We start from the raw sequence: 24,120 nt of genomic DNA on the forward strand, positions 1-24,120 counted from the left end.
TTGCGCACCGTCCGTCACCCGCGCCAACGTCGCCTGACACCGCACGAAGGCAGAGAAGATGACCTCGCAGACCCACCCCATCGACCATGAGCTCGTGGAGGCCGCGGCGCACGTCGCCCGCACCCGTTGCCGTGGCGACCACCACACCATGGCGGCTGCGGCCCGCGCCCGAGACGGCAGGATCGTCACCGCGGTGAACGCCCACCACTTCACGGGAGGGCCGTGTGCCGAGCTGGTCCTCATCGGCACGGCCGCCGCCCAGGGCGTCTACGAGCTGGACACGGTGGTGGCCGTGGGCGATCGCGACCGCGGGATCGTCCCTCCGTGCGGACGGTGCCGCCAGGTCCTCCTCGACTACTTTCCCGCCCTCAAGATCATCGTCGGCGCGGGCGATCGCATCCGAACCGTCCTGGTCACCGACCTGCTTCCCGAAAGCTATGTCTGGGCCGACCACCAGCTCGACGACGAGTAGACGGGGGTGCGCGGACCGCCTCGGCCCGGCCACCCCCGGCGGCCTGCCGGGGAGTTGATCGACGGCATTGCCCACTGACCCCACCCCCGTGTGGGTCGGTGCGTCCGGAGGGACCGGTCCACCATGGCGCCGAACTCGGGCCCGCCCGGGCGCCCCTCGCACCGCGTACTGCCCAGACCCCCGTCCGGGGCAGTGCGTTCGGAGGTCCCCGTACGCCGGCCCGTGCGGTCCGTGCGGCCCGTACGGCCTGTTCGGCCTGTTCGGCCGCCGGCCCCGCGGCCAAGGGCGCCGGAGCCGGAGCCGGAGCCGGGACCAATGCGGCCAGCGCGAAATCGTCTCGGCTCAACTCCATGGGTACTCCTCGTCATACGGATCACGGGCAGGTTCCCCGCCGTGGGAAAGCAGGGGCAGGGAGTGGTCATCAGGCCGGGCTCGCAAGCCACGGTTCCATCGCTTCCCCGGCCCCGGCCGTGATCACGTCCTGCGGCTGTCCGGGCGACACGGACACGTCGTGATCACGCCTCGTCGAGCCGGATCGCCAGCAGGCAGGTGTCGTCCTCGTGGTCCTCGGCCGCATAGGCGGCCATGATGCGGTCCAGGGCTTCCCGCGCGTCGAGCCCGGTGCAGGACTGGAGTACCGAGCGGAGGGCCTCGATGCCCTGGGTGATGTCCTCCCCGCGACGCTCCACCATGCCGTCCGTGTAGAGCAGCAGGAGGTCGCCGGGTACCAGGGGGAAGCTGCTGGTCTCGTAGGCGTGGCCGGGCAGCATCCCGAACAGCGGCCCCCCGTGCCCGGTGTCGAGCGCCGCGGCCCGCCCCTCGCGCAGGAGCAGGGGGGCGGGGTGGCCGGCGCATGCCCACCGCAGGTGGTGGTTCCCGTCGATGTGGCCGATGATCCCGGTCGCCGTCTCGGCGCCGGGGTCGGCGCACAGGAGTTCGTTGAGCCAGGTGGTCAGCTGCCCGGCGTCGGCGCCGGGGGTGTGCGCGAGGCCGGCCAGGGCGTGCCGCTGCTGCGCCATCCGGGCGACGGCGCTCAGGCCGTGGCCGCAGGCGTCGCCGATGGCGAGCAGGATCCGTCCGTCGGGGAGCAGGCGGCACTTGTACCAGTCCCCGCCGACGGCGTCCGACTCCGCGGGCAGGTACGCGGACGCCACGGAGAGCCCGAGCTGGGCGAGCTCCGCCGAGTGCGTGGGCAGCAGGGCCTCCCGCAGGGCGGTGGCCACCCGCCGCTCGGCCGCCGCCTCCTCGCGCAGCTGCTCGGTCTGGCGCCTGGTCGCCGCGAGCCGCTGGCGACTGCGGACCTGGGCGGTCAGGTCGCGCGCGATCAGGTGCAGCGCCCAGGGCAGACCGTCCCGGGCGATGACGGGGTGGCCCACCAGGTGGAGGGTGCGGATCTCCCCCAGCACGGTGAAGCGGATCTCGGCCCCGGGCGGTTCCTCCCCGTCGAGCAGCGCGGTCAGCAACCTGGCGAACCGGGGCACGTCGTCCAGGAGCACGTCGTCGCACAGTTCCACCAGCGACAGCGCGCGTCCGGTGTCCGTACGGAAGATCGCGTGCAGGCCCTCGGACCAGGTCGTGGTGCCGGACAGCAGGTCCCAGGTGCCCCAGCCCATGGAGGCGATGTACTGGGCGTCGAGCGAGAGCAGCTCCGTACGGTTGCGGGCGGGGCGCCACGTGGCCAGCACCTTGTCCCCGCAGGACGCCGCGTCGTACAGCAGCTGGGTACGGTGCAGGCCGTCGCTGCGCTGTTCGGTGTAGTCGACGGAGTACGCCCGCAGGGCCCGCCCGCCGTCGAGGACGTCGGCCAGGGCGTCGATCAGCCCGCCGGCGGCCGCCCCGGGCTGGACCTCCAGCAGCCGCCGCCCGATCTGCCGGTCCGGGGCGTCGAGCCACTGGGCGGAGCGCACGTGGTTGCCGGCCCTGACCGTGAAGTCCACCGTCGCCCCGTCCGTGTCCCGTACGGGGACCAGCAGCGCGGCCGACACGGGGATCGCGGGCAGCGTCGCGCAGACGCACCCCCAGGGGTCGTGCTCCTGCACCTCCTCGCCGCACGCGTGTCCCGGCCCCTCGCTCCCGCCGCACGGACAGGACTGCTGCCCGTCGGGCTCCGGCGCTGTCTCCGGCCCGTCGTCCAGGCGAACGCCGGCGCCCTGCCGGGCGGCGGTGCGCAGGGCCGTCACTTCACGGATGATGACCTGCTTGAGCGTGTGGGGGTCCTGCGGGATCAGGGGCGACATCAGTCCTCACCTGCGCGTCGGAGGAACGAAGGGCGCATCGGGCCGAGGCCTGGTTCCGCTCCGCTCTCGGCCTCGATCAGCTCCCGCCGGAACCGCAGGTACAAGATCTCACGGTCCCGGTCGGGCAGCTTCCCGAGCTCGACGACCGTCGGAGTGAATCCTCCATGCGCGGCAGCGGGTCCACCGGCCGTGGCGACGCGAGGCTGGGCCGGGTCGTAGGCGTCGTCCGGACAGCGCGCGGGGCAATTCAGGTCATTGTGCCCGGAACACCCCCGGGTCCGAGGTGGCCTTGGCGCACGCTGGAGTGGATCCGCGTTCCGGTCGGGGCGGGGGCGTCGAGGGACACAGGGGGAATGTGATGGGGGTACGTACGCGGATGCGCGGATCGGCCGTCGTGGCGGGGGCCGCGCTGCTGGCCGTCGTGGCGTCGGGACCGGCGATGGCGGCCGACCCATGGCGGCCGAGGCCGGGGACCCTGTACATCTCCGACCTCCGCCTCGGGGACGGGATCGGCTGGTCCGCGCCCCCGGTGCAGCGGCAGTGGGGCGCCTCGTACGACTGCCTGGCGGACTGGCCGGTGGAGCCGCCCGAGGTGAACGTCTGGCACCGGGAGTTCTCCACCGCGGAGACCGCCTCCGCCGAGCAGAAGGTGGTGGTCTTCGCGACGGAGGCCGAGGCGATCGCGTTCGCGGATGCGGCCCGGCAGAACTACGCCGACTGCCCGCGCCGGCAGAACCAGCGGCCCGGCATCACCGCGACGGCCTACGACCACGGCGTGGTGGACGTCGAGGAGGGCGCCACGCTCCAGGGCATGTACACCTTCGACAGCCGGGCCCAGGAACGACCTGACTTCAACTACCTGTGGGGCGTGGGCCGCGACGGGGACACCGTCACGCTGGTCAGGTGGTCGAGCTACTGGGGTGCCCCGCCCGTGCAGGCGTGGAAGAACGTCCTGCGCACCGCGGTGAACAAGCTGTACTGAGGTACGGGGCGCGGCGGGACGGGGCGGGACGGGGCGGAACCGGCGTCGTGGACGGACGCCTACGGCCGGGCGCCGGTACCGGCCGGTCTGCCGAGGCGGGACGCGATACGGAACCGCATCTCGCCCGCGGCCCGGCGCAGCTCCTCGGGCTGTTCGTCGTTGTCGAGCAGCCCGAGGAGCACCATCATGGCCCGCGCCTCGTCCCCGCTGATCAGCTTCAGGCGCGGCTCCGTCACGCCGTCGAGCAACAAGTCCAGCACGTCCAGCACGTCCAGCACATCGTCCATGCCGTCATCAACACCCGACGGCCCTGCGGGGTCACTCTCGGATGGGGTCGCCGAGCGGGCCGTACTCCGCTTCCAGGTTCCTGGCCCAGTGCGCGGCGAAGTCGGGCCGGGTGCCGTCGGCGTCCGTGAATCCGTACTCCTCGTAGAGCTGCCAGGTGGCCAGTGCCCGGCCGGTCTTCGCGATGACCTCCGGGTCGGCCGCCAGGGCGGCTACCGCCCGCCCCAGATAGGCGGGAGTCTCGGAGTGGGCGAAGTTCGGGTCCTTGGCCGCGCCGTCCCGCCAGTTGGCCTCGGTGACACCGAAGTGCTCCAGCAATGCCTCCGAGCGCAGGAAACCCGGCGTCAGTGCGACGGCCGTGACGCCGTGGGGCTTCAGTTCGGCGGCCTGTGCGACGGCGAGGCGGATCACTGCGGACTTCGCCATGTCGTAGAAGAAGCTGCCGCGGTAGCGGGCGGTGTTGCCGTCGGTGACCTCCACGACCAGGCCGCTCTTGCGGGCGACCATCAGCGGCAGCGCGTACCGGCTGGTGATCACATGGGTCTCCACCGCCTGCCGCATGAGGCGCAGCCCGGTGTCGAGGTCCTGTTCCCACAGGGGGTGTTCCCAGTCGGTGAGCGGATCGCCGCCCCAGACGGAGTTGACGAGGATGTCGAGCCGTCCGTCCTGCTCGGCCGCGATCCGCGCCACGAGGGCCTGGACCTCCTGCGGGCTGCTGTGGTCGGTGCGGACCGGGATGCCCAGGCCTCCGGCGGCGGTGACCTTCTCGGCCGTCTCCTCGATGGTTTCGGGGCGGTCGAGGTCGGAGCGTTCCGCTCCGCTGCTGCGGCCGGTCACGTAGACCGTCGCGCCGGCGGCTCCCAGCTCGACGGCGATCCCCCGCCCACCGCCCCGCGTGCCGCCCGCGACCAGCGCGACCTTTCCGGCCAGCCCTCGCACCTGTGTCGTCATGTCTTCTCCAAGCCTCGCAGCAGGTTCAGGGGGTGGCGGTGACGTGCGGGGCCAGCACGGTGTCGAGTTCGTGCCGGACGCGCTCGACGAGGCTGCCCCGCCGGTCGAGAGCCCAGGTGAGGCCCGCGCCGGAGGTGACGGCCTGCACGGTTGCGGTGAGCGCCTCGACGTCCGTCGCGGCGGCGAGCTCGCCCTCGGAAACGGCGTCCGCCAGCAGCGTCCCGATCGCCCGGCGCTGGGCCCGGTGCACGGCGAGGGCCCGTTCGTGGAGCTCCGGGTCCGCGAGGTCCATGCACAGGAACGCCAGGTGATGGGCGAAGGTTTCCGGGGTGACCATCGGAGCCGTCCATTGGGTGATCAGCGCGGCCAGGGCCCCCAGTGCCGAGTCCTGTTCCTCGCGCACCCGGCCGGGCAGTGCGTCCGCGTCCCGCACGGACTGATCGGCCAGCGCCAGCATCAGGCCGCGCTTGGAGCCGAACCGCTGCACGAGCGTGCCGGGCACCAGACCGACCTGGCGGGCCACTGCCGCCAGGGTCAGCCCGGAAGGACCCACCTGCCCCATCACCTCGGCCGTCGCACGGAGGATCACCGCGTCTTCCACACCTCGGGGGCGTCCGGCCACAGCCACCACTCCTCTTTAATAAATGCTCGTTCATTCATTAAAGCATGCGCCGGATCCCCTCGGTGATCACGTCCGGCTCGGTGAAGGGTAGGTCCCTAACCCGCCGCCCTGGGTGCCGGGCACCGCGGGAGCGCCGGGCGGTCCTTCGTCCGTACGGCCGGCAGCCACGCCTTGGCGCTCGGGTCCGGTCCCGGAAGGCGCACCCGGAACCAGTGCGTGGACTGCATGTCCGACTCGTCGATGACGGCCTCGCCGCGCAGCAGTTGGCAGTCGGCGTCCAGGAGGTCGGCGTGCCAGACCCGGGTCGGTACGACGTTTCCGGCGGTGTACGGCCGCATGGGGTCGACCGCCAGGCCGAGGCTGCACTGCGGGTCCCGGTCCGTACGGTCCTGGCAGGCCCGCTCCGCGTTGAACACCCGGATCCGGAGCGGAGGTTCGTCGACAGTCTCCCGCACGGCGTACGACCAGAGCGTGGAGCCCACCGTCCCGCACGCCGCGAGGGCGAGGAGGACGGCCCGCGTCAGCCGCCCCAGGCGGGCCGGCCGTCTGCGGCGGACCGGCTGCCGCTCACCCGTCTGCTGGGCGGTGATCCGCTCGAGCAGCCGCTCGGCGGTGTGCCCGGCGCGGACGGCGTGCGACGGGGCGAGGCAGTCTGCGGCCAAGGCACGCCAGAACTCCGGGACCCCGTGGGCCATGCGCAGGGGCGCGCGCCCCGCCGCGTACTCCTGCACGGCGGCGCCGCGCGCCACCGGGGTGGCACCGGCGAACAGCGGGGCGCCCGACGCGAAGACCTCGTGGATCACGATGCCGAGGGCCCAGATGTCGGCGCTCGGGCGGATCTCCACGCCCCGCTCCCCCAGCGGCGCCTTCCAGCGCTCGGGCGGGAGGTAGTCCAGGGTGCCCATCGGGGGCGCGTATCCGTGCGTACCGGTGAGCTCGGTGGCGAGCCCGAAGTCCGAGAGCTTGACCGAACCGTCCGCGCCGATGAGGACGTTCTCGGGCTTGAGGTCGGCGTGCACCCAGCCGACGCGGTGGAGGTGGGCCAGTCCCTCGCAGATCCCGGCGATCACCCGGCCGCCCTCGGCCTCGGTCACCCCGGCGTCGAGCAGGTCCCGCAGGCTGCGTTCGGCCCGTTCCATGACCAGGACGATGGCGCCGTCCAGCGCCGGGTGGTCGGGGGCGCTCAGGACGATGCTGTCCAGCAGCCGGATGAGCCGCGGGTGGCCGGCCCGGACTCCGATCTCGACCTCGCGCCGGGCGGCCTCCGCGACGTTCCGGGCCTGGCGCGGGGCGAGTCCGGAGGTCGGCATGATCTTGAGGGCCACCTCCGTGGGCTCCCCCCGGCCGGCGCCTCGAGCCGTACGGCCGTCGGCCGGGCGTCCGGCGTAGACGGTGGCCCAGCCGCCGGCCCCGATCGGCTCGGCGACCACCCAGTCGCCCACCCGGTGGCCCCTCGGCAGCAGCTCGGTGTGGCTGCTGTCCCACGAGGCACCCAGACCCTGCACCCGCGTCACGTCGCCTACCGTCCCCGTGTCCCCGCTTCGGCCCGTGGCGGCAGCAGCGGGAGGTGCTCCTCCCGTACGATGCCGAACCTCAGGGCGATGGCGACGACCGCGTCCCGCTTGCCGTTGCGGCGGTCTGCGGCACCGGCTTCGGGCGCGGCGGCCGCGACACCGATGCGCAACTTCTCGTCGGCCAGGTAGTCGATGTGCGAACTGACCGCGCGGGCCGTCAGCCGGCCGCCGGTGGCGTGCCCCCGCAGGCGTTCGACGACCTGCGGCGTGGTGGGCACGGAGACGGGTGACTGGTCGCGCAGCCAGGGTTCGCAGAGGGCCACGAGCACCAGGAAGTACGTGGCCGTCTCGTCGAGCGAGTACGCCGTGACGGTCTGGCTCGCCCAACTGCCGCCGGCGCCGGGCGGGTCCAGGTAGACGTGGTCGGGGGCGAACACCTGGAAGGAGACCGTGGTGCCGCGGCGCGTGGGCAGCACCACCCGGGAGAACTCGAACGGGATGGGCGCTCCGGCCCGTCGGGGCGACACCCGCAGGTACTCGCCGGCGCCCTCCGGGTTCTCCACGAGATAGCTCTGGGTGGTGCTGTGGTTGGTCAGTTGCCAGTGGTCGTCGGTGACCCGGATCTCCCCGGCCAGCCGGGAGATCGCCTCGTCGGCGAGGCGCAGCTCGACCGGCGTGGTCGAGGATCCGCGCCCGAACCGGGCGACCTCGCCCGGCCCGAGCCGTAACGTCACCGCATCGCCGGCCGGCTCCCCGTCGGCGGCGCCACCGCTCCCCTGCGGCAGATGGACGACTATGCCGCTCACCGCTCCCCCTGTCCGACGTGTTGACAAGACGCCGGACTGGGAACGTTACCGGCTGGAAGCGTGGCTGCACGGTGTGACATCGGCCATTTCCGCGGGCACCCCGGAGCGGCCTCAGTAGCCGGCAGACCCGGGCCGCAGTGGTGCGACCAGGCGTTCCCCGAAGGCGCTCCACGGGCGCCAGCCGCCGCTGGGCCGTTCCTGGACTCGGGTGCGTATCCGGCCATCCGCGGTGACGGCGAAGAGGTGGAGCCGTCCGGTGGCGTCGGCGGCGGCCGTGGGGGTGGCGGCGAGCGGGACGCCGGGCTCGCCGAACTCCTCCGCCGGTGCCCAGGCTCCGCCGGTGTCGAGGTGCCAGCGGTGGCCGAGCCGGGCCCCGCCGGGAGACAGGGCGAAGGCCTCCAGCCTGCCGTCGACGCTGGGTCCGAGTGCCGGGGCCGCGGCCGTCCAACCGAACAGGTGCTGCCAGTCGCCCCATCCGCCGCTGGGCAGGGTCTGCCTGCGCTGGAACGCCGCCAGGCCGGACGGGGCCATCGCGACGACGCTGAGCCGGCCGGTGCCGTCGCGGGCCACCCGGGGAGCCGCGCCGGCCGCCGTACCGAACGTGTTCCAGGCCGCGGCCCAGACCCCGCCCGGCGCCTCCTGCCACCGGTGGTGGATCGCGGCGCCGCCGGGCGCGAGGGCGAACACCTCCAGTCGGCCGTCGGCATTGGCGGCGACGGCCGGGGGCGCGCCGACCGGCCCGCCGAAGGCGCCGTCCCAGGGGTCCCAGGCCAGCGAGCCGGGCGACCACTGCCGTCGCCGCGCGAGGGAGGTGCCACCGGGGGCGGGCGCGAAGACCTCCAGCCTGCCGTCGGCGCCCCGGGCGACGGCGGGGGCGGCGCCGGCCGGACCGCCGAACTCCTCCCAGTCGTGCCAGCCGCCGTCGGGCCGCTGCGCCCGGTGGTGCAGGTTGACGCCGCCCGGGGCGAGGGAGAACACCTCGAGCCTGCCGTTGGTGTTGCGGCCGAGCGTGGGGACCGCCCCGGCCGGACCGCCGAAGGACTCCCACGGCCCCCACGTGTCGGAGTCCGGGTCGAGCTGGACGCGGCGCAGCATCGAACGGTCACCGGCGTCGAGTGCGAACACGGTGAGCCGGCCGTCCACGTCGAGTCCGGCGACCGGGTTGTCCGCGCTCTGCCACGGCGGTGGTGTGTCCCGCCACTGGAGGGGCGCCACGTACAGGCCCTGGCGGAACCAGCCCGCGGTGCTCGCGTGCCAGTCCTGCCCGTCGGAGATCACCTCGACGGCATGGCCGGGCACATGACCCGCGTAGCCGTCGAGCCCGAAGCGGAACGGGTTCCGGGACGCGAACACGTCCGTACCCTCGTAGCCGCCCCGCGGCCCGATGAAGAGGTAGTACCAGCCGTCGCGCTCGGCGACGCACGGTGACTCGGTGACCGACAGGGTCGTTGTGGTGCTCGCGTCGGCGAAGGCGGTCTCCGGCGTGCTCCAGTCGCGCAGGTCGGCGGAGCGCCGCACGGCCACGATGTGCCTGCCCTGCGGGGCGGACAGGTCGGTGTAGTACATGACCCACTCGCCGCCGATCCGCAGCACCATCGGGTCGCGCGCCGCGAACCCGCGGAACAGCGGGCCGGTCGGGACGCGCGTCCAGGTGAACAGGTCGGTGGACGTGGCGAGGTTGACCGCGGCGCCGTTGCGTCCTCCGGCGGCGTAGAACATCCAGAACGTGCCGTCCGCCTCGACCACGTGCGGGGCCCACAGGTGTTCCTCGCCGAAGTAGGACCGGTCCAGGGTCAGGGCGTCGGCGTGCGGGGTCCACGGACCGTACGGATCCGGGGCGGAGGCGTGGGCGAACGAGACCTCGGCGGCGCTGTCCGGGGACTCGCCGGGCGGTGCGCTGTCGCCGACGATGCTGAACAGGTGCCACCGGCCGTGCGCCTTGATCAGTGTGTGGTCGTTGAGGTAGCGGGCGCGGCCGGGGAGGGACGGATCGTGGACGTGGGTGAACGGTCCGGCGCCGATCCACCGGTGGGGCGGGTCGGCGCCGGCCGCCGCTCCGGCGACACCCGGCAGCGCGAGCATGCCCGCCCCGGCCGCCCCGGCCGCCGCGGCGCCCCGCAACAGCTGTCGTCTGCTGATCGGATGCACGGGTGTCTCCAGAGGGTTCTGCGGTCGTCGGGTCAGTTGACGGCGGGGCCGGCGGTGTTGCTGACCCATGCCCAGTCGGACCAGGTGGAGAAGCCGGTCTGCCACTTGTGGAACACACCGGCGCTGCTGGTGCCGAAGACTTCGATGCGGCCGTCGGCGTTGGTGGTGGCGGTGATTTCGGTGCCGCCGCTCCCGAACTCGGCCCATGCGCTGTAGGGGGCGTTGACTCCGGTCTGCCAGGCCTGGACGGCGGTGCTGCCGTTGATGGCGAAGACCTCGACCCGGCCGTCGGGGGTGCGTTCGCTGGTGAGCTGGGAGTCGGCGGGGCCGCCGGCCGGTTCCCAGTCGGACCAGCTGGTGGGGTTCGTCTGGTACTTGTGGAAGACGCCCACCGGGCCGGAGGCGAAGACCTCGATGCGGCCGTCGGCGTTGTGGTCGACCGTGAGGTCGCGGCCACCGCCGCCGAAGGTCTCCCAGGAGGACCAGCCGCCGTTGACGGCCGTCTGGTACTGGTGCTGGAACGTGTCCCCGTTCAGGGCGAAGACCTCGAGCCGCCCGTCCGGCGACTTCTCCAGCTCGATACGACCCTGCGCAGGTCCGCCACCGGTCGGCTCCCAGTCGCCCCAGCCGCTGTTGGGCGCGGTCTGGTACTTGTGGAAGATCCCGGCCGGACCGGAGGCGAAGACCTCGATGCGCCCGTCCGCATTGGTACCGGCGGCGATGTCCCGGCCTCCTCCGCCGAAGGTCTCCCAGTCGGACCAGCCGCCGGAGGGAGCGGTCTGGTAGCGGTGCTGGAAGACGTTTCCGTTGATCGCGAACATCTCCAGCCGGCCGTCCGCGTTCGCAGCGATGGCGAGTTCGGCGTTGCCGGGGCCGCCCGGGTTCTCCCAGCCGGACCAGCCGCGGTTGGCGTCGGTCTGCCAGGCGTGGTGGACTCCGTCGGCTCCGGCCGCGAACACCTCCAGCCGCCCGTCCGCCGACCGCGCCGAGACCACCCGGCCCGACTCCACCGGATGCACGACCGGGGCCGGACCGGGGCCGCCCGGTTGTCCGAGCCGGGCCACAGCGGCGCGCGCCTCGTCCATGTGCCGCCAGTGGTGCCCCCGGTTGTACGTCGACCACGGCTGCCAGTTCGTGCCGCCGGAGGAGATGCGGAACGCCTCGTTCGCGTTGCACTGGGCGTCGTAGGCGCAGCCGTTCGAGACGTCGGGGTGGTAGAAGTCGTTGATCTGCCACAGCCCGCGGTCGGTCGACCCCTCGGCGTCGACGTTTCCCTGCCTGTTGGACGCGCCCGGATTGCAGCTGGACTCGGCGAGCGCGATCGCGACCGCGAACTCCAGGGCCTCGCCCCGCCAGCCCGCGTTGTAGCCGACCTGGGCGCAGAGATCGCTCGGAGCGGCGTACGCGGGCGAGGCTCCGGCGACCAGCCCCGCCGCGACGAGCAGCGAGGCCAGCAGCGGCGCGGCGAGGCGGTGGCCGGCGCGCCGCCGCGGTGGTGTCGTTCCGGCGTGTGAGGAGCGCTGAGTGCTGGACAACCGCTGCCCCTTTCGGGCGTGGTGGGGGGTCAGTTGACGGCGGGGCCGGCGGTGTCGCTGACCCATGCCCAGTCGGACCAGGTGGAGAAGCCGGTCTGCCACTTGTGGAACACACCGGCGCTGCTCGATCCGAAGACTTCGATACGGCCGTCGGCGTTGGTGGCGGCGGTGATCTCGGTCCCGCCCCCGCCGAACTCGGCCCATTCGCTGTAGGGCGCGTTGACTCCGGTCTGCCAGGTCTTCATGGCCACGCTGCCGTTGATGGCGAAGACCTCGACCCGGCCGTCGGCGGTGCGGTCGCTGCTGAGCTGCGCGTCGACGGGCCCGCCGGAGGGTTCCCAGTCAGACCAACCGGTCGCGCTTGACTGGTACTTGTGGAAGACGCCCACCGGGCCGGAGGCGAAGACCTCGATGCGGCCGTCGGCGTTGTGGTCGACCGTGAGGTCGTGGCCGCCGCCGCCGAAGGTCTCCCAGGAGGACCAGCCGCCGTTGACGGCCGTCTGGTACTGGTGCTGGAACGTGTCCCCGTTCAGGGCGAAGACCTCGAGCCGCCCGTCCGGCGACTTCTCCAGCTCGATACGACCCTGCGCCGGACCACCGCCCGTGGGCTCCCACTCGGACCACCCGCTGTTGGGCGCGGTCTGGTACTTGTGGAAGATCCCGGCCGGACCGGAGGCGAAGACCTCGATACGCCCGTCCGCATTCGTGCCGGCGGCGATGTCGCGACCGCCGCCGCCGAAGGATTCCCATCCGGACCAGCCGCCGGACGGCGCGGTCTGGTAGCGGTGCTGGAAGGTGGTGCCGTTGATGGCCAGCAGTTCGAGTCGGCCGTCGGCGTTGGGTGAGAGGGCGAGTTCGGCGTTGCCCGGGCCGCCCAGGTTCTCCCAGGCGGACCAGCCGCCGTTGGCGGCGGTCTGCCAGGCGTGGTGGACTCCGTCGGCTCCGGCCGCGAACACCTCCAGCCGCCCGTCCGCCGACCGCGCCGAGACCACCCGGCCCGACTCCACCGGATGCACGACCGGGGCCGGACCGGGGCCGGGGACCTGGCCCGGAGTGCAGGGCATCTCCACCCCGCGCTCGGCGAGGTAGGGAACGGGGTCGGTGCGGATGCTCGTGTTCGAGTCGGCCCAGACCCGCAGGTGGAGGTGGGGGCCGCTGGACTGGCCCTCGCTGCCCATGAGCGCGATGCGCTGTCCGGCCACGACGTGGTCGCCGACGGCGACGTCCCGCTGCTGCATGTGCCCGTACTCGGTCACCGTCCCGTCCGCGTGCCGGATGCGGATCCACTGACCGTAGCCGGATTCGTAGCCCGAGATGGTGACCTCGCCGTCGCCCACGGCGTGGATCGGGGTGCCGTAGTCGTTCGCGATGTCGATGCCGTTGTGCGCCTGACTGTAGTACTGGGATATGAAGCCGGACGTGGGGCACGAGGCGGCGAAGCCGGCGGTCCGGGCGGCGGCCGTGGACGGGGCCACCAGCGCCGGCAGTACGGCGGTGGCCACGGCCGCCAGGACCAGTGCCGACGCGCGCCGGGATGTTCGGGATATGCCGAGAAGCACGGGACGTTCCTCCCCCTGGGTCGTCGGGTCAGGCCTTGCGGAGCCGCGCGATGATGCCGTTGATGTCGTGGTCCAGCAGGTCGTGCCGGACGAAGTGCCCGCCGGGCACCTCGTGCGACTCGTGCGGGATCCCGGCGCGGTCGAGCAGGAACCGGAACTCCCGCTGCCCTGCGAGCACTTGGGTCTCGTTGGCGGTGTCGAACCAGCTGATCGGATCGGGACTGGTGCCCGCGACCAGGAAGACCCGCTTGTTGCGGTAGCTCTCGATGCGCTGCACCGGGTTGTCGGCGTTCACCCGGGCCTCGTCCCACAGCGGCGCGCCGTAGACCGTACCGCCGCCCAGGTCCAGGGCTGCGGAGCTGAGGTTGGCCCAGTGGGTCACGAGGCCGTTGTCGCGGCGCATGCTGGCCGGGCCGGAGTGGGCGCTGACCGAGGCGAAGTGGCCCCAGTACTTGGCGGCGTACTTCAGCGCGCCGAAGCCGCCCATCGAGAAGCCGCCGACGGCACGGCCGTCGTACTCGGCGAAGGTACGGAAGTTCGCGTCGACCCAGGGGAGCAGCTGGGAGATGTGGAAGTGCTCCCAGTTGCGGGGGCCGACGTTGGAGCTCACGGGGTTGGAGTACCAGCCCGCGTGGCCGCCGTCCGGCATGACGACGATGATCGGCTTGCCCGCGGTCCAGTCGCGGATGCGCTCACGGTCGAAGGTGATGAAGTCCTGGTCGGTACCCCCTCCGTGGAAGAGGTAGAGGACGGGGTAGGTGCGGCCGCTCCCGTGGTAGTCGTCGGGGAGCAGCACGTTCACCGCCGGGTCCCAGCCGATGGCATCGGTGCCGAACCGGTAGTACCACATCCGGTGGTCCTGCTCGTTGCGCTCCTTGATGCGCAGGCCGAAGCCGTCGCCGACCGCCGCGGCCGGGGACGCCGCCGACAGGACGCCGCCGGCGCCCAGGGCCAGTGCGGCCGAGAGTCCGCCGGCGGACTTGAGGATGTTCCTGCGGGTGGGGTGGTTCGCGGCCAACGGGGCCTCCTGGTCGCAAGGGTGCGACGCCGGGCGGCGCTGCGTGCCCGGCGCCGAGCCGTGTGGGCTGGCGGTTGGGAACGTAGCAACGGGCCCGCGACCAGGGGGATCCGGAACATTGCGGGATGACAGGCGGGCGCGGCTCGGGTAGGGCTGGGGGGGCGGGGCGCGTCGGGGGCGGGGGTGGGGTGCCGTGAGGCCCGGGGGTCGTGGGCTACGGAAGGATGGAGTCCACGTATCCGCCGTCCACCCGCAGTGCTCCGCCCGTGGTGGCCGAGGCGAACGGCGAGGCGAGGTAGACCACCATGTGGGCGATCTCCTCCGGTTCGATCAGCCGCTGGAGCAGCGACTGCGGCCGGTGCGCGCGCATGAACGCCCGCTGCGCCTCGTCCCACGGCAGGTCCCGGTCGACCAGTTCGTAGACGAAGTCCTCGACGCCACCGGTGTGGGTCGGTCCGGCAATGACGGAGTTCACGGTCACACCCGTTCCGGCCGCTTCCTTGGCGAAGCCCCGGGACACCGCCAGCAGGGCGGTCTTGGACATCCCGTAGTGGATCATCTCGGCGGGGATGACCACCGCCGAGTCGCTGGCGATGTTCTGGACGCGGCCCCAGGAGCGCTCCACCATGCCGGGGAGGTAGTGCCGTGTCATCCGGACGGCGGTGAGCACGTTCGTCTCGAAGTACCGCCGCCATTCGTCGTCGTCGATCTCCAGCGCCGGTGCCGCCCCGAAGACTCCGAGGTTGTTGACGAGGATGTCGACGTGCGGGACCGCGTCGAAGACGGCTCGCGCCCCCTCCTCCGTGGTGATGTCACCGGCCGCCGCGACGAACTCGCCGCCGCCCGCTCCGAGCCGGGCCAGTGCCTCCTCCACGGACTGCCGGCCGCGGCCGTTGACGGCCACCCGGGCGCCCGCGCCGGCCAGCCCGGCCGCGATGGCCGCGCCGATTCCCTGGGTGGAGCCGGTGACCAGGGCCGTCCTGCCGGAGAGGTCGATGAGCACGCCGATACCTGCCTCGTCTGCCGCCGCGCGGCCTGTCGGGTCCACGGTCCGCGGTTCGCCGTCCGCTCGCCGCCGTCCTGGTCACGGATTCCCATGAAAGCGGCTTCCGCACCTCGAACCCGGGCGGCGCGCTGCCCACTCGCCTACGGGGCACGACCACCGGCCGGCCCTACGGTGGACCGCATGGCCCCTGACGAGACGCCCCCGGCCGGGTCCCCCGGCGGCGCCGCCCCCGCTTCGGCCCACGAGCAGGCCTTCGACCGCGATCCGCGGTTCGCCACCGCACGGCTGAAGGAGCGCCTGTACGCGACCATCGCCATGATCTCGGTGGTGATCGGGCTCGCGGGCGCCGACCACATCAGCGCCCCCGGAGCCGCCGCGACCGTGCTGACCGCCGCGGTGGGCCTGTGGCTGGCGTCGCTGGTCGCGGACCAGCAGGCCCACCGCGTCGTCCACGGGCGCCTGGCAACCGGCCACGAGCTGCGCCGCATGCTGTCCGTGAGCAGCCCCCTGCTGCTGTCCGCCGTCGGACCGCTGGTCCTGATCGGCTCGGCGGCGCTCGGGCTGATGGCGGTCGACACCGCCCTGCTGATCTCGGCCGGGGTGAGTGTCGCCGGGCTGTTCACCTGGGGCTGGTACGGAGGCATCCGGATGGGCGGCGGCACGGGCCTGGCCCTGCTGGCCGGCACCCTGGACGCGGCCATCGGCACCGCGGTCGCCCTGGTCAAGGCCGCCGCCGGGCACTGATCAGCGGGGTGGCCCGCGCCGGCCGTCCTGCACCGCCGCGAGCGCGCGGGGACGCGCGGGAACCGCGGACGCACCGTAGCGTGGAACTGTCAGAGGACCCGCGCGGTGAGGGGCGATGCGCCATGACCTGGGCTTCGTGGACGACGACAGGAGTCTTCGCCGGACGGGGCGGAGTGAGCACCGACGAGGCGGGCGTCCTCAGCGGGGATCTGACCGTGCACACCACCTGGTCGGGCCCGGAGGCCCATGTGGCGGTGCAGTACAGCGGCGGCTCGGACTGGTTCACCGTGAGCGGCAGCCCCGTCCCCTGCGAGTCCGAGGAGTACAGCCGCCTCCTGCACCAGGCCGTCGTGGACGCCGTACGCACCGGTGGGGCCGCGTCCGTACCGCGCAACCTCCCCGCGGACGCCCAGTGGGGCCCGTCCTCGCCGGCGTCCTGACCACCGCGCCGGCTCAGGCGAGCTCGATCGTGACGAATCCGTACGCGACGAAGGCGGCCGCGGCGAGCAGCAGCAGCACGAGGCGGGTGGCCGAGAGCCGCAGCGCGAGGCGGCGGGAGCGATCGCTCCTGGCCCGGGCGAGCAGGGTCGCCGTCACGCCGAGGGACGAGATCAGCACGACGGCGGCCGTGAAGAAGGCGAGAGCCCTGGGCGCCGTAAGCCTGAGGGAGGCACCGTAGTCCTCCGTGAGCTCCGGCAGCAGGAAACCGACGCCGCACAGGCCGAGGGACACCAGAAAGGTGGCCAGAAGATCAAAGGCAAGGGTGATGGCCCATCCGACGGGCAGCCGCCGGACCGGCCGCGGCCTCTGTTGCGCTGCCATGTGTCTCTCCGTGGGACATCGGGGTGTGGAGCGTCGGGATGTCGGGGCGGGATGTCGAGCGGTGGGGCTGCGGCGCGCCGCCACGCTCCGGACACCCCAGCACGTCAACGCACGTGGCCGAAAATGGCCGTTGTGGATCAGAACTTAGCGGAGCCTCCGATTCCAAATCGGCATAGAACAGCCCATGCGGCACGCTGACCTGACCAAGAGTTACCGAAAGGTGAGCAACGCTGCCGTGCAGGTCAGGAGGGCTACGCACACGGCGCTGCCCCGCGGGGAGTCCACGGGGCAGTGCCCTTCACACGGCGGTTTCCGGGCCGGCTCGTCGTTCGCGGTGGCATGCCGCGCTGCGTGCTCAGGAGGTGGCGGCTCCGAACCACATCGGCAGCCGGCCGAGGAGGTCCTGCTGGTCTTCGCCGGCCCAGGCCACGTGGCCGTCCGGCCGCAGCAGGACCGCCGGCACGTCGAGTTCCTCGCTGACGTCGACGACGTGGTCGATCCGGTCGGCCCAGCCCTCCACCGAGAGGCGGCCGGTCTGGTCGAGCAGCAGTCCGCGGCCGCCGTGCATCAATGCGTAGAGGCGGCCGCGCTTCAGGCCGATGTCCCGCATCCGGCGGCCGAGGAGTTCGTGGCCCTCGCCGAAGTCGTAGTGGACCCCGATCGCCGTGATCTTCTCGATCAGGTACCGGTTCACGTCCTCGAACTCCATCAGCTCGGACAGCAGCCGGCGCACCGCCCGGGCCCCCGGCTCGGTGGACATCAGCTCCATCTGCGCGCGGGTGTTGTCCAGCACGTCGGCGCCCACCGGGTGCCGTTCGCCCTCGTAGGTGTCCAGCAGCCCCGCCGGAGCCCAGCCGCCCACCTCGGCGGCCAGTTTCCAGCCGAGGTTGAACGCGTCCTGGATGCCGAGGTTGAGGCCCTGGCCGCCGGTCGGCGGGTGGATGTGCGCCGCGTCGCCCGCCAGCAGCACCCGGCCGGACCGGTAGCGCTCGGCCTGCCGGGTGGCGTCGCCGAACCGCGACAGCCAGCGCGGTGAGTGCACCCCGAAGTCGGTGCCGGCGTACTTCCGCAGTTGCCGTTTGAACTCCTCGAGCGTCGGCGGGACCGCGCGGTCCTCGGCCACCCCCTCTGCGGGCACGACGACGCGGTACACCCCGCCGCCGAAGGGCCCCAAGCCGAACCGCAGCTGGGTCTTGCGCACCTCGGCCACGACGGCGGCAACCGTCTCCGGCTCCGCGGCCACCTCCATCTCGCCCAGCAGCGTCTCGACCCTGGAGGGCTCGCCGGGGAAGCCGATGCCGAGCAGCTTGCGCACCCTGCTGCGGCCGCCGTCGCAGCCGACGAGATGGCGCGCGCGAAGCTGCGTACCGTCGGCCAACCCCACGGTCACCCCGTCCTCGTCCTGGTGCAGCCCGACCAGTTCGCAGCCGCGCCTGATCTCGGCGCCGAGCTCGCTGGCGTGCTCGGCCAGCAAGCGGTCGGTGACGGTCTGCGGGATGCCGAGGACGTACGAATGGGCGGTGTCCATCCGGTCGGGCCACGACGTGCCGAGGCCGGCGTAGAAGCCGCCGACCTCGTACCGCCGCCCGTGGGCGAGGAAGCGCTCCAGCAGACCGCGTTGGGCCATCACTTCGATGCTGCGCACGTGCAGGCCGAGCGCGCGGACGTACGGGGCCGGCTCCGCCTCCTTCTCCAGCACGACCACGCACACCCCGTGCAGCCTCAACTCGGAAGCCAGCATCAGTCCGGTCGGCCCGCCACCGGCAATGATCACGTCAATCATCAGAATCCCCCATCAACACACTCCATGAGACGCCTATGCGGATATGGGCACGCAGGCTTCGCGAATCCCGGATTTCGGCAGGTTCCGGTTTCGATGGGAGATTCTGCGGCACGACCGGGGGCTTGCCGCAAGCCCCCCGGTGCGCTATATGTTGAGAGTGGCAAGGAGTGGTTCACCTCCTTGCCTTTTCTTTTTGCCGTCCTCCGTGAACGAATCAGCCCCGGCGCCGGAGCTGCGGCCGGGGTGCTGGGGCTGGCGCGAACGCAGCGGGGGCGACCGCCCTGTGGTCGCCCCCGCCTGTTCATCGCGGCTCAGAAGTCATGCGCCGTGCCGGGCCCTCAGAACTGGAGCGCCCACGAGTCGATCTTGCCGGTGTCGATGTTCGCGTTGTCGCTCACCCGGAGCTTCCACACTCCGTTGGCGACCTCGGCGGAGGCGTTCACGGTGAAGCTCTTGATGATGTTGTCCGCGCTGCCGCCGGTGCGGTTGTGCAGGGTGTAGAGGGTGCCGTCGGGCGCGACCAGGTCCACCTTGAGGTCGGCGATGTAGGTGTGCTTGATGTCGACCGCGACGGTCAGCGCCGCCGGGGCGTTACCGGCGACCCCGCTGACGGTGACGGGCGACTCGACGGTCGCGTTGTCGTTGATCGCGTAGTCCGCGGCGTTCTCGAAGCGCTTGCCCGGCGGGACCGTGCCGCCGTCGCCGACGTTGAGGAGCAGGTTGGGCGAGCCCGTGCCGGGGCCGGTCACCACGTTCGGGGTCGCGGCGCTCACCAGGCCGTCGCGGACCTGGGCCGGGGTGCTGGCCGGGTTCTGCGACAGGTAGAGCGCCGCTGCGCCGACCACGTGCGGGGTGGCCATCGAAGTGCCGGAGATGGTGTTGGTGGCGGTGTCGCCGGTGCCCCACGAGGAGGTGATGGAGGAGCCGGGAGCGAAGATGTCCAGGACGGCACCGAAGTTGGAGTAGCTCGCCTTGGCGTCGGTGTTGGTGGTGGCGCCCACCGTGATGGCCTCGGCCACGCGCGCCGGGGACTTCGTCGAGGCGTTCGTGGACTCGTTGCCCGCCGCGACGCCGTAGGTGATGCCGGAGGCGATGGAATTGCGCACGGCCGTGTCGAGCGCGGAGTCCGCGCCCCCGCCGAGCGACATGTTGGCCACGGCCGGCTTGACGGCGTTCCTCGTCACCCAGTCGATGCCCGCGACCACCTGGGCGGTCGTACCGGAGCCGTTGTTGTCGAGGACGCGGACGCCGACGACCTTGGCCTTCTTGGCCACGCCGTACGCGCCGCCCGCGACGGTGCCGGCGACGTGCGTGCCGTGACCGTGGCCGTCCTGGGCGGTGTTGTCGTTGTCGATGGCGTCGTAGCCGTAGGAGGCCCGGCTGCCGAAGTCCTGGTGCGTGATGCGGACACCGGTGTCGATGATGTACGCGGTGACGCCCTCGCCGGCCTTGTCCGGGTACGTGTAGCTCTGGTTCAGCGGGAGTGCACGCTGGTCGATGCGGTCCAGGCCCCAGGACGGCGGGTTGGGCTGGGTCGCGTCGACGGTGAAGACACGGTTCTGCACGACGGACTTGACCGCCGGGTCGGCGGCGAGCTTCCTGGCCTGCGCCTCGGAGACCTCGACCGAGTACCCGTTGAGGGCAGCGCTGTAGGTCTTGTCGATCTTCGCGCCGTACCGCTTGGCGACGGCCTTGCCGCTGTCGGCGGTGGAGCGGGCGGCGGAGTCGTTCAGGGTCACGATGTAGCTGCCGGAGACGGTTCCGGCGGCGCCGGCGTTCTCGATGACGCCCTGCGCGCCGCTGTCGGCCGCCGAGGCGGGTAACGCGGCGGCCGCGCCGAGCGCGAGGGCGGCGACGGCGGTCGCGCTGACGGCGGCGAGCCTCCGGCGGGTGTGACGCATCACGGACATGTGGGGGGTCCTCCTCATGGGTGGTGCACTGCGGGGACTAAGCGGAGCCACAAGCCATGCACATGACAATCCGAGCCCAACCGGCTGCCGCTCCTGAAAGGTTGACCCACCCCCCGCTCCCCCACAAGAGGCCCACGGACGCGTAACATCCTTGCCATACCCCGGACATGATTGAGCAAAGACGCCCCGCACATGACGCAGGCACCGTCGGTCGGGCTCGCCTCAAGGCTGGTACGCGCGACGACACCCGGACGGCTCCCCGGTACCGCCCGGTGCGTGGCGGTCCTCGGCACCTCGATTACACGCCGGGCCGGAGCGCGGCGCTGAAACCGTCCGCGGGAGCGCATTCGCCAGGGCGGTACGGGGCCGTGCCGCCGCCGCCTGGGAGGTTCCCGGTGCCCCCGGGCGGAGGGAGGCACTCCGCCCGTCCGCCGACCGAACGGATTCACGCCACGCCGGATGTCTTGGTGGGCCCCCGTGCTTCACGGACCGGCGCGCGGCGGGGCTCGCGGAAGTGGCCCGGCGGCCCGCTCCGGAGGGGGTCGCGGCGGAGGACAGCGGCAACGCCGGGGGCACCCGTGGCGGCGTACTGCGCACGAGCCGGGCCGAGTTGTGAAACTTTCGTGCGCGGGGTCCCCGCTGCCGGACGGGGCGATGGCCCCCTCCCCCGGATGGGGGAGCCGGATGCGGCCGACGGATGACGCGGCCGGCGGGACCGGCCTTGGAGGATGGAGCTCCTGCTGAGGGAAGGGGAGTTCCGGGGTGGAACGATGGGATCGGACCGGGCGGGGCGCGGCCTATGGGGCGGCCTTTGCTCTGTTGCCGTACTTGCTCATCAAGGTTTCGTGGGTGGTCGGCTCGCTCATCGGGGTGCTGCCGATCGGCAGTGGGTTCGGCATGGCGGAGTGGGTGGCGCTCAATACCGTCACGATCGGCATGGCCGCGATCGGTATCGCCTTGGCGCTCGCCCTGGTGCGGCCGTGGGGGATGCGGATACCGGGGGCGCTGGTCGCGTTCTGCGCGTGGGTGGGATCGGGGTTCCTGGTATCGATCCTGCCGTTCGGCGTGGTCGGTGCGCTACTGGAGGGGGACGGCGGCTCGCGGGGCGTCGCCGAGGATCCGGCCATGCCGCTCTGGGAGGGCGTACTGGTCCAGTTCGGCTTCCTGGGGACGGGGCTCGGGCTGGCCCTCGCGGTCCCCGCCTACCTGAGGCGCCGATGGCCGCAGGCGTTCACCGGGCGAATCGGCGACGGCCCGCGCACGGCGCTGCCGTACGCGGCTGCCGTCGGTGCGGGGGTCGGACTGGTCTGGCTCTCCTGGGCGGTCGGCGGCACGGTGGGAATCACGCACCCGGCCGAGCGGACCACCGACTGGTACGCGCTGGGAGCCGTCTCCGGCTTCTGGGCGCTCGCCGGATCCCTCGCCGTCGGGATGGTCGCCCGGGCACGACCTGCCCGGTTGCCCCGGTGGCTGCCGCTGGTCATCGGCTGGGTCGGGTCGGGCTCGCTGTTCGCGTGGAGCGGCTGGAAGCTGCCGCTCACGTTGTACATGGCGTGGGCGGACCCGGTGGGCGCCGTCCCGCCCGAGAACCCCGTCGTCGCGGTCGGGCTGCACCTCTGCGCCGTGGTGGCCGGCGCGACGATGCTGCGGACGCTCATCCGTACGGGTGTCCGTGTCGCCGGACATCGCGATCAGCCCGCTGTCGCCGCTCGACTCGAGGTGTGAGCGCCGCGGGCGGGTGTTGTCCGCGCCCGTACGGGGGCGAGGTCACCGCCTGACCCGGCCGCTGGCGCTGCCGCGCTGCACCCGGCCGGACCGTGGAACGCGTCCCGCGACGGGCCGCCGCCGCACGGTCCGCCCGCGGCTCGGCGCACCGCCTGCGACAAGGTGGTGATCACGCCCTGCGCCGAGGCGCGGCAGACCGCCGAGATCGCGAGCGTGCAGAACCTCTACAACCGGTTGGACCGGGAGCACGAGCCCGTCCTGGAGGCCTGCCAGGCCGCCGCGGGATCGCCTCCCCTGCCCTGGAGGCCCGTGGCCGCGGCAACGCCCGCCCGGGCCGGCGAACTTGATGCCGCCGCCGCTGAACTCGGCGCCACGGCGCCCCCGCTCCTGCTCACCTGGCTGCTCGGCCGGTCCCCGGTCGTGGTACCGATCCCGGCACCGGCTCAGCCGCCCGCCTCAAGAAGAGCGTCGCCGAGGCGGCCCGGACCCTAAGGGCGGTCCGGGCGTTGCGGCGCACTGGCCGAGCCGGAGGAACGGCCGCTGAGTTCGGCGTCCAGGGTCTTCTGGGCGTCGCGCATCGACTCGGCGTACTTCGGCTCGGCCATGCGCTGCCAGGCCTCGTCCGGAGCGACCTCCTCGACCCGGCTGACCACCCACCAGATGTTGCCGAAGGGGTCCCTCACCCGGCCCCCACGGTCCCCCCAGGCGCTGTCGGAGGCTTCGGTGATCACACGGGCTCCGTGAGCGACGGCAGCGGCCATGGCGGCGTCCGCGTCGGGCACGTAGATCCGCAGCAGCGAGGGCATCACCGGCCAGTCGGGCCGTCGGTCGAAGGCCAGCACGACCGTGTCGCCGACGCGGATCTCTCCGTGGCCGATGCTGCCGTCCTCGACCGCCACGCGCGCGATCTCCTCGCCCTCGAACGCCGCGGTGACGAAGTCGAGCAGCGCGCCCGTGTCGTCGGTGACGACCCACGGCGCGACGCTCGTGTAGCCCTCGGGGGTGAAGCGGTTCTTCGGCTCCATCGGCTGCGTCCTCTTCCTGTCGTGTCCTGTGCTGTGCTGTCGCTCCTCGTGACTTCACCACCGTAGACAGGAAAGCGGTCAGATCCCGTCCTAGTTCAGCCCACGGCGGTGCGGTCTGCCCGACCGGGTGTGTCGGTGGTGGCCGGGAGGGCTTCCGTCCGGCACGGTGGGCGCGGTCGGTGGCCGTCGCGTCCGTGCAGCGGCCTCCCAGCAGCGCGCGGGAGAGGTTCGCATGACCGAGGACGGCACTTCCCCGACCAGCCGCCGCGCCCTCTTGCTGGCCGCCGGATCGGTCGGGGTCACAGCGCTGACGGCGGCCTGCTCGGGACCGGCCGGGACCCGGGGGGCGGCTGGGCAGCCGTCCCCCAGGCCGTCCCTCCCGCCGTCGCCCGGCGCCAGCGCCCCGGCCTGTCTCCTCGCCGTGAAGGCGGGAGCCGGCCCGTACTACCTCGACCTCGACCGGGTCCGCTCGGACATCACGGAGGGGCGCAAGGGCGTGCCGTTCCGGCTGGACCTCACCGTCGTACGGGTCTCCGCGGGCTGTCGGCCGGTCGCGGATGCCGCAGTCGACGTCTGGCACGCCGACGCCTCCGGCGCCTACTCCACCGGCGGGGCCTCCTTCCTGCGCGGTACGCAGGTCACGGACGCCGCCGGCCGCAGCACGTTCCGCACGATCGTGCCCGGCTGGTACGCCGGGCTGGCACCGCACATCCACTTCAAGGTGCGTCCCGACCGCCGGACCGAAACCACCTCGCAGTTCTTCTTCCCCGAGGACCTCCTGGTGAAGGTGTACGCGCGCCCGCCGTACGCCGACCGCCGCGCGCCGGAGCACCCCAACGCGCGCGACAGCCACTACCGCGCCTCCGGGGCCGCGATGACACTGCCCCTCGTCCCCGACGGTGCCGGCTACCGCGCCGCGTACACCGTGGGAATCGCCTGACCGCTCGACCGTCGTAGCGCCGGACGTCAGAGCACC

The 24,120-nt window shown here is 72.7% G+C and carries 22 protein-coding genes; 7 read left to right on the plus strand and 15 right to left on the minus strand.

All coding sequences use genetic code 11. The features are described from left to right. The first annotated feature begins 58 nt into the window (after positions 1–58). Positions 59–472 carry a cytidine deaminase family protein gene (locus ACGFZK_RS07955; protein ID WP_393847998.1) on the plus strand — a complete coding sequence of 138 codons (414 nt, stop codon included), beginning with the start codon at positions 59–61 and terminating at the stop codon, positions 470–472. A gap of 515 nt (positions 473–987) precedes the next feature. Here ACGFZK_RS07955 and ACGFZK_RS07960 read toward each other — a convergent pair. Continuing rightward, entirely contained in the window at positions 988–2,709 is a 1,722-nt protein-coding gene (locus tag ACGFZK_RS07960) for a PP2C family protein-serine/threonine phosphatase (RefSeq protein ID WP_393847999.1), read from the minus strand. Between the two features lie 358 nt (positions 2,710–3,067). On the opposite strand from ACGFZK_RS07960, the gene ACGFZK_RS07965 reads away from it, so the two are divergent. Then, a complete protein-coding gene (locus ACGFZK_RS07965; RefSeq protein ID WP_393848000.1) occupies positions 3,068–3,691 on the plus strand; it encodes a hypothetical protein in 624 nt (207 codons plus the stop codon). Positions 3,692–3,750: 59 nt separating this feature from the next. On the opposite strand, the gene ACGFZK_RS07970 is transcribed toward ACGFZK_RS07965, so the two are convergent. From ACGFZK_RS07970 to ACGFZK_RS08015, 10 genes are all read right to left on the minus strand, one after another. Beyond that, positions 3,751–3,978, minus strand: coding sequence for a hypothetical protein (locus ACGFZK_RS07970; RefSeq protein WP_393848001.1), 228 nt, complete (start codon positions 3,976–3,978; stop codon positions 3,751–3,753). Positions 3,979–4,009: 31 nt separating this feature from the next. Beyond that, positions 4,010–4,927 carry an SDR family oxidoreductase gene (locus ACGFZK_RS07975; RefSeq protein ID WP_393848002.1) on the minus strand — a complete coding sequence of 306 codons (918 nt, stop codon included), beginning with the start codon at positions 4,925–4,927 and terminating at the stop codon, positions 4,010–4,012. Between the two features lie 25 nt (positions 4,928–4,952). Then, a complete protein-coding gene (locus ACGFZK_RS07980; protein ID WP_393848003.1) occupies positions 4,953–5,516 on the minus strand; it encodes a TetR/AcrR family transcriptional regulator in 564 nt (187 codons plus the stop codon). Positions 5,517–5,644: 128 nt separating this feature from the next. Next, complete coding sequence (locus ACGFZK_RS07985; RefSeq protein ID WP_393848004.1) at positions 5,645–7,063, minus strand: serine/threonine-protein kinase; 1,419 nt, start codon at positions 7,061–7,063, stop codon at positions 5,645–5,647. Between the two features lie 5 nt (positions 7,064–7,068). Beyond that, complete coding sequence (locus ACGFZK_RS07990; protein ID WP_393848005.1) at positions 7,069–7,869, minus strand: serine/threonine protein kinase; 801 nt, start codon at positions 7,867–7,869, stop codon at positions 7,069–7,071. A gap of 111 nt (positions 7,870–7,980) precedes the next feature. Next, positions 7,981–10,017 carry a family 43 glycosylhydrolase gene (locus ACGFZK_RS07995; protein ID WP_393848006.1) on the minus strand — a complete coding sequence of 679 codons (2,037 nt, stop codon included), beginning with the start codon at positions 10,015–10,017 and terminating at the stop codon, positions 7,981–7,983. Positions 10,018–10,049: 32 nt separating this feature from the next. Beyond that, positions 10,050–11,552, minus strand: a complete 1,503-nt coding sequence (locus tag ACGFZK_RS08000; RefSeq protein ID WP_393848007.1) for a hypothetical protein — start codon at positions 11,550–11,552, stop codon at positions 10,050–10,052. Between the two features lie 29 nt (positions 11,553–11,581). Then, positions 11,582–13,111: a peptidoglycan DD-metalloendopeptidase family protein gene (locus ACGFZK_RS08005; protein ID WP_393848008.1), complete on the minus strand. Its 1,530-nt coding sequence runs from the start codon at positions 13,109–13,111 to the stop codon at positions 11,582–11,584. Positions 13,112–13,139: 28 nt separating this feature from the next. After that, positions 13,140–14,129, minus strand: a complete 990-nt coding sequence (locus tag ACGFZK_RS08010) for an alpha/beta hydrolase (protein WP_393848009.1) — start codon at positions 14,127–14,129, stop codon at positions 13,140–13,142. A gap of 214 nt (positions 14,130–14,343) precedes the next feature. Continuing rightward, complete coding sequence (locus ACGFZK_RS08015) at positions 14,344–15,132, minus strand: SDR family NAD(P)-dependent oxidoreductase (RefSeq protein WP_393848010.1); 789 nt, start codon at positions 15,130–15,132, stop codon at positions 14,344–14,346. Positions 15,133–15,315: 183 nt separating this feature from the next. Between ACGFZK_RS08015 and ACGFZK_RS08020 the strand changes: the two genes are divergently transcribed. Further along, the gene (locus ACGFZK_RS08020; RefSeq protein ID WP_393848011.1) at positions 15,316–15,879 is read left to right on the plus strand and encodes a hypothetical protein; all 564 of its coding nucleotides are present in this window, start codon (positions 15,316–15,318) and stop codon (positions 15,877–15,879) included. A gap of 122 nt (positions 15,880–16,001) precedes the next feature. After that, positions 16,002–16,319 (plus strand): hypothetical protein, encoded by a 318-nt coding sequence (locus ACGFZK_RS08025; RefSeq protein ID WP_393848012.1) that lies wholly within the window; start codon positions 16,002–16,004, stop codon positions 16,317–16,319. A gap of 13 nt (positions 16,320–16,332) precedes the next feature. Here the strand turns inward: ACGFZK_RS08025 and ACGFZK_RS08030 are convergent, their stop codons facing one another. From ACGFZK_RS08030 to ACGFZK_RS08040, 3 genes are all read right to left on the minus strand, one after another. Further along, on the minus strand, positions 16,333–16,701 hold the full coding sequence (locus ACGFZK_RS08030; protein ID WP_393848013.1) for a hypothetical protein: 369 nt from the start codon (positions 16,699–16,701) through the stop codon (positions 16,333–16,335). Between the two features lie 355 nt (positions 16,702–17,056). After that, positions 17,057–18,484 carry a rifampin monooxygenase gene (gene rox / locus ACGFZK_RS08035; RefSeq protein ID WP_393848014.1) on the minus strand — a complete coding sequence of 476 codons (1,428 nt, stop codon included), beginning with the start codon at positions 18,482–18,484 and terminating at the stop codon, positions 17,057–17,059. 338 nt (positions 18,485–18,822) lie between these two features. Continuing rightward, positions 18,823–20,394, minus strand: a complete 1,572-nt coding sequence (locus ACGFZK_RS08040) for a S8 family serine peptidase (RefSeq protein WP_393848015.1) — start codon at positions 20,392–20,394, stop codon at positions 18,823–18,825. An 828-nt stretch (positions 20,395–21,222) separates the two neighbouring features. On the opposite strand from ACGFZK_RS08040, the gene ACGFZK_RS08045 reads away from it, so the two are divergent. Together ACGFZK_RS08045 and ACGFZK_RS08050 are read left to right on the plus strand one after the other, a co-directional pair. Beyond that, on the plus strand, positions 21,223–22,119 hold the full coding sequence (locus tag ACGFZK_RS08045) for a hypothetical protein (RefSeq protein WP_393848016.1): 897 nt from the start codon (positions 21,223–21,225) through the stop codon (positions 22,117–22,119). A 165-nt stretch (positions 22,120–22,284) separates the two neighbouring features. Next, positions 22,285–22,611, plus strand: a complete 327-nt coding sequence (locus ACGFZK_RS08050) for a hypothetical protein (protein WP_393848017.1) — start codon at positions 22,285–22,287, stop codon at positions 22,609–22,611. Here the strand turns inward: ACGFZK_RS08050 and ACGFZK_RS08055 are convergent. Then, positions 22,608–23,144, minus strand: a complete 537-nt coding sequence (locus ACGFZK_RS08055; RefSeq protein ID WP_393848018.1) for a VOC family protein — start codon at positions 23,142–23,144, stop codon at positions 22,608–22,610. The two genes, ACGFZK_RS08050 and ACGFZK_RS08055, sit on opposite strands and share 4 nt — an antisense overlap. Positions 23,145–23,376: 232 nt before the next feature. On the opposite strand from ACGFZK_RS08055, the gene ACGFZK_RS08060 reads away from it, so the two are divergent. Next, the gene (locus ACGFZK_RS08060; protein WP_393848019.1) at positions 23,377–24,084 is read left to right on the plus strand and encodes an intradiol ring-cleavage dioxygenase; all 708 of its coding nucleotides are present in this window, start codon (positions 23,377–23,379) and stop codon (positions 24,082–24,084) included. The last annotated feature ends 36 nt before the right edge of the window (positions 24,085–24,120 follow it).

The sequence above is a fragment of the Streptomyces sp. NPDC048257 genome (genome assembly GCF_043201855.1).
Classification (GTDB): Bacteria; Actinomycetota; Actinomycetes; order Streptomycetales; family Streptomycetaceae; genus Streptomyces.